We start from the raw sequence: 6,578 nt of genomic DNA on the forward strand, positions 1-6,578 counted from the left end.
GACGCCGGACGACGTGCTGACGATCACGGCCTGCCCGTGGATTTGCCCGGCCGGACCGACCTGCTCGAAGCTGCCGACAACAGCGTTCGGGCGATCAACGACCAGCATGAGGAGGTCGGCGCTGACCGGGCCCGCGGCGTGCGGATCATGCCTGCCGCTCGTGAGCTCGGCGTGGCGTTCACGGTGCCCGGCACCACCGTGACCATCACGCCGGACATGATGATGCCGATGGATGCGCCGAGGCCGGCGGCTCTGCCGGATGGCCACGACCTGATGGCTGTCCGGCATCCGGTGACGGGCGGCTATGTCCAGGTGGCTGGTCAGCATCGGCAGAAGGACGCGTTCCAGCTGTTCAAGGACGGCCGGCCGTACGGTCCGCTGCTGACCGTCGTGACCTTCGGCGCGGACCGGGCGGACGGCGACCCGCCGGCCGTGCTGGCCGGCGGTGGACTCCATGGTGGCGCCGGGCGCAGGCGGGGCTCGCACCGCGAGCACTCCGGCTCCTATGCATCGACTTCGTTCGATCACGGCACGGAGCTGCCGACGCAGGCCGACGTACCTGGCGCCTTCACGAGGGGGCGGACGTCCCTCGAGACCGAGATTCAGGTCGAGATCGCCCTCAGGGGCCAAGAAAACTTCCCCTACGATGCTCGAACGATTCTGGCCGAATCTGATCGGTTCGTATTCATGTCGGAAGACGCCCCTCGGACGTTTTCCAACGGCAACCAATATGTCGTCGGTATCCTCGAGATCAGCGTCAAGCCCTTTCACAAAGCGGACTCCGCGGCTGTCCTCTCGGAGCACGAAGCTGCCGTAGCAGCCGTCCTGAACGTTCCTAGAGGCACTCGAGTTGCGCTTGGTGAGGTACTGGCAGGCGTCCGGGGCATCAGATTCCTTCCCGTGCCGGAGAGCCAGGACGAGACCTTCGGTGAGTCCGTCGAATTCATCGGTGGCTCTTTCGGACGTGTGCTCGACGTGCAATGGACGCAGGGCCAACGCAACTACACATGGTATCGGATGCTGAGAGACGCCGAGAAGAACTATGACGGCGTGATGACCGACGAGGGCGACATCCCCCACTTGATGCTCAAAAGAGGCATCCGGCTCAGTCGAGAGATCTACAGCCTATCCGGCCGGTACTCCGATGGGCGAATGCTTCCTTGGCGGCACCGAGCAGTGGGTGGCTATTTTGGTATCGCTCTTCCGATGCTGGAAGCATTGATTATCGGCAAATTGGCATATTACCAATATCAGATAATCGGCTATCCGGCATACATTTATGCCCGGCAGTTCCTGGTGCTGAATCAGCGTGGCAACTTTCTTGAGTTCCGTGATGCGCTCCCATTTGAGGCGTACGACTTCCTGATCAACGACGCGGAAGCGATCAGAAATCATGTGATCAATCATCTGCCGGAGCTGGAGTTGACTTCGACCGGCGACCCACTTGGCTTCAACACGACGACCCCCTCCAGGCAGCAGCTCATCGAGGTCGGGCTGGCCGAGGTGGCCCTCGACAATCTCATCTTCGGCGACACCGAACCCAGCGGCAGGCGCATCCCGGTCGTGGACATGTCGTACCAGCTTGATTCGAGTCCCAGCGACAACCGGGACCCGCAGGGCATGCGGGCCATGGAGAGACGCCGGGACCGCGGCCGGATTCCGCGAGGCTCGACCACCGCTTCGATGATAGAGAAGATCAGGAACCGCACGCGTGAACACATCTCTGTTTACGAACAGGAAGAGCGAGACAAGGTACGTGAGAACGAAATTACTCCTGTCGTCGACAACCTCGTCCGCCATGACAAACGGGTGGCTCGAGAGAATCGGCACATCGAGAACGCACTCGGAGGTAACAGAAGATCTTCTCGTTCGCCGGCGTTCGGAGCCGACGATCTGGCGGATCTGCTGTACCGGGCCGAGGGAAACCTCACTGAAGCAACACGAAACGAGAGATATGCCGAAGCTCTGACAGCGGACGTTCCTCGTCATCTTCGTTCGGCTCAAAGCTACCGGGACGCGCTCAACATCTACCAGCAGGCAATAGACACCCTTCGGGCCACCGAATCGCTGGTGGACCGGATCCAGGAGTTGCAGAATGAATCGGCCGCCGCCAGTGGCGGTTGGGACTCGCGCGGCGGCGGCGACGTGGAAGACGACGGCGGCCATACCAGCATGGCCCCCGACTACGGAATCGGCGACCTCACGTCCGGTCTGGAGAGCATGTGGCCCGGCGACACTGCCCAAACCCTTCCGGCCGATGCAGACGAGTTCGATCCGTATGCGGGCGCCCCGTGGGCCGGGCAGCCGCCGACCGGTCCGGACGCGTGGATCGCTTCGGACGTGGTCAACGATGCCCTGCGGGAGGAGGCGCGCGAGGGATCGAGGTGGTACCCGGTTCAGGAGGCGTTGCGCAGGTACCTGGTCGCCGACGTGAACGATCTCGATGAGCGTGAGTTCGTCATGAACGTCGTCAAGGGGTCATTGAAGAACTGGCGGGATCATCATGACCGGTTGTCGACATCCATCCGCACGTTCAACCGTACCCGGATTCGCCGGCTCAAAGGCCTCGTGGAGGGGTTGCGGAACCTGGTCAGAGCGGAAGTCAGTGACATCCGCCGGCAACGCGCGGAAACCGGTTCGTCCGCACAGCCCATCTTGATCCCCGGCGCATCGGCGCACGCGGCGGCCCGGGTGTATACGCCGTTCGGCACGCCGTCGCCGGCGAACCTGGACCTTTTGGAGCGTGAGCTCAGGACTACCCGACCGTTGCCTGACGGTGTGCAGGTGCACATCCACCTGGCCCGCCGGGAGAACTATGCGGCGATCCGTCACGAGGGTCTTCTTCCCGGCGCGGCGCTCGGCGTCGGCGGTGCCCATCCGGACGACTTGCAGAGATACGTTTACACGTTGTCGGGTTCGATGCCGGAGGACCTGACGGCAGGGCTGGCCAACATGGTTACCGGCGGCCGTGGGCGGCCCGCTCCGGTTCCTGTGATGACCACGGGAGCCGGATTCGAGGAGGACCCGCTCTACTCGGCCGGCGCGCGCCGCCACGACGGCGGGATCGGGCGGGCAAACCTTTACTCGGGGAGCGCCGAGCCCACTGTCAGCTTTACGTTCCCGCCGTCGCCGCGGACGACGGCTGCGATCACCGAGTTCATGAACGACGTGCGGCGGTCGCGCGGTCAGCGGCCGTTGGAGCGGTGGGATGCGCTCGATCGGGTACGTGGCGAGCTGTTCCGCCGGTTCCGGGTGCACGTCGCGGATTATCTGGCTCTCACCGAGGTGCCGCCGCTCAGCGTGGGCCGGCCGCCCGAGAGCTCGGGGTACCTGCCGGCGTTCTCACCTCCCTCGCAGGCGGCGCCTTTCGGTTCTCCGTACAGTTATGCACCGGGTCCTGGTCCGTCCGACTGGACGCAGGGCTCGAACTGGGATGATGATCCCTCGCGGTACAACCGGGCTCCGGTCGGCTCCCGTCCGGACGCCGCCGGTGAGGCGGTCGCGCAGCCGAGGCCGGCGGGACGGTGGGTCGAACCGGACGACGTCAGTCTGTTGCGGGAGTCCGTTGCTCCGGTGGTCGTGATGCCGGAGAGGCCGTCGACCGACGTCATGGAAAGGCTTCGCCCGCCCTCAGCGGTGCCGGAACTGGTCAAGGATTCCTACCGCGACGCGGGTCGGGAGGCTCCCAGCAAGGCGAGGCCGCTGGTGGACTACCGGTTGCGCGATACGGCCTTCGATTATCGGGAACTGGTGACGGCTGACGGCAGCCGGGTGCATGACTTCACGCTCCGGTTGTCGGCGAATTGGTTGCCGCCGGAGCGGCGAGCACAGCTCGAGCAAGTGGCGGCCGGCTTCTTCAACCAGCGTTATGTGGCGGGTGTGGAACCTGGTCAGTTGAACGTGAATCTGCGGTTCGTCGATGATCCCGCCGCGGCTCACCGGTCGATCGGGGTGAATGGCCCGCAGGCGGGTACGAACCAGCTGTTGTGGTCGCCGGACATCACCGATCTTGAGGCGGTGCACGAGGTCGCGCACTTTCTCGGTCTGGTCGACAGGAGCGCGCTGACCGGTGCGGACCTGATGGTGGACGGGAGCGACGAACCGGTCAAGTGGGTCCTTGACCGGCATCGCGGTTCCTCGGGCACGGGCGAGCCGAAGTCGATCATGGAGACGGTGGAGGCCGTCGCCCACCCGGTCCTGACGGCGGCTGATCTTGATCGGATCACGCGCGAGATAACCCATGCCCATCGGCTCGCCGCCACGGAATCCGGGACGTTCCCGGTGCCGTCCGTGGAGGGCCTCGTCGGCCGGTTGAAGGGGATCTCGGCGACCCATGACCAGCCGGTCCAGGGCTGGCTAACCGAGCTGGAGTCCGAGGTGATGGCCGCCACGGCGGACGTCTCGGATCCCTCGGACCTCTCGGAGGTGTCGGACGCCTCGGAAGTGTCCGCCGATCCGTTAGAGGCTGTACGCAGTGCGATCGACTCCTGGGACAAATTCCGCATGGAGGCGAACGTCGTCCGTCAGGGCGACGCACAGAACCTGTTGCGAACGTACGAGCGGGCCCGCGGACTGGTCTCCGACCTTCGCATGGGGCAGGGCCTTCCGTCGATGCTGCCCCCGATCGAGGAGACGCTTGCGGAATATTCAGCCTTCGCCTTTGTGAACTCCCCTCGCGGACCGGTGCGGCTCCTCCCCGTCACCCGGATCGGCGACTGGGAATACCACGTGGACGCCGCGGGGAACTCCCGGGTATTCGATCTGAGGACCCAGACGTGGCTCAATCCCTCCCCACCGCGGGCTGTGCCGGAGGTCCGCGTGGGGGTTGATTCCGGACGTGGTGGGTTTGGGCAGCGTGGTGGGCCGGTTCGGGATCTGGATGGTCTGGGGAAGTTGGGGGAGTTGGCGGGCGTTGAGGTGCGCCGGCGGGATCCGGCGGATCAGGAGAACTTTGATGGGTTGGCATATGCCGGAAATAGTGTCGGCGATTACTACCGTCATGGCAGTGGTGGCCCGTCGGTGTTTATGGCGTTGCCGGGTGAGGTGGGGGAGGGTGTTGCTCGTCCTGGTTTTCCGGGGACTGAGCGGGAGTTGGTTGCGCGGCATGGGGCGTTGCGGGAGTTGTTGTCGCGGCTGGGTCCGGTGGTGGCGGGTGTGCTCGACGGTGCGGGTGTTCGTGGGTTGTGGGACAACCTCGTTGCGCAGGTGAACGGCCGTGTGGTGAATGATGGCCCTGGTGGTGATGCCGGTCTGGTCAGTGATGTGCAGCGGCAGATCCGGCAGATGGGGTTTGGGCGGGCTCTGGAGGAGTTCGTTGCCCTGGCATGGTCGGTGAACCAGATCGTTGATGAGCTTGCTCCGGCGGTCCGGTCGGAGGACGGCCCGGAGACGGCGGCGGTACGGGAGCTGCAAGACTGGTTCGACGGGACGTCCGGGAGTGGTGGTTCCGGCGGGATGGGCGGGCCGGGGGTTGTTGGGTTCGGTCGTCGTGGTGGTGGTGGTCCGGAGGCCGAGTGGTGGCGTCTGTATATCGATCCGCTTCACCAGCAGTTGGCGCAGGAGTGGCGGCCGGCGGATCCTGGTCTGTATTACGACCATGACCAGGAGCCGGGGTTCCGGGAAAGTATGGTGGAGGCGTACCGCGCCTATCTTTTCCCGGCGGTGCCGGTGGGTCGGGTCGACTCCGTGAAGTATCACCAGATGCACGCTGTGGTGGTGCGGCATCTCCCGGGTGGTTCGAGGTGGACCGGCCAGACCACGGAGAACGGTGCGCCTGATCCGAGTGTCTCCCCGGTGTATGGAGCGCTGGCCGTGTCCGTGGGTGAGTTGCGGATCGGTGGGCGGCCGCTGGTGTCTGCGAACCGGGCGGAGGACCCGGTTGTCGTGCTGGATACGCGGCGCGCGGGTGAGCCGGTGTTCGTGTCGAATTACTCGGCTGAGGAGGCGCCGGGTCTGGTCGACCGGGTCCTGGATCGGTACTACACCGCTGTGGCGGCGGCCGCGGGGCCGCTCGACAAATTGCGTGCGATCAGTGAGACCATCGTGGCGCTGCATATCGGTCATTTTCACCCGGATGGCAATGCCCGGGTGAACATCGACCTGCTGCTGCACCGGCTGCTGATCGACCAGGGTTTCGATCCAGTGGTGTTCCCGGACATGAATAGGAGCTTCAGCGGTCATCGCGACATCGATTCGCTGGCCCGGAGCTTGGCCGCCCGGCAGGGCCGCCCGCTGGCCGAGCACCTTGGTGTGCAGGACCGTCACCTCACCGATTCCGAACTTCCGCCGCCACCGCTACATGTCGGGCCGGCCCCGTGGCCCGGTGCGGAACCGGCTGCGCGGTCGGCGCCGGACGGTGCTTCTGACGGGTGGGGGGATCGTGAGGCTCCCGACTCGGAGCCCGGATCGGACTCCGAGTCGGACGACGACCTGTTCGCGCGTCCGTTGAACAGGATCGATGCGGGACGTCTGCCCAGCACCTTCGACAGCGCCCGATTCGCACCCCTGCCCGCCGAGGCCACCACCACAGCGACGTCCCGCCCGCGACGGCCAGACACCCACACCGCGATGCCGCCGAT

Annotated in this window: 1 protein-coding gene; it reads left to right on the forward strand. The window is 65.4% G+C overall.

What is annotated here, in order from left to right; all coding sequences use genetic code 11:
• Positions 1-36: 36 nt before the first annotated feature.
• The coding region (locus QSK31_RS48205) for a hypothetical protein (protein ID WP_285691945.1) at positions 37-6,578 on the forward strand (6,542 nt) is incomplete at its 3' end.

The sequence above is a fragment of the Actinoplanes sp. NBRC 103695 genome, from assembly GCF_030269485.1.
In the GTDB taxonomy this organism is placed as follows: domain Bacteria; phylum Actinomycetota; class Actinomycetes; order Mycobacteriales; family Micromonosporaceae; genus Actinoplanes.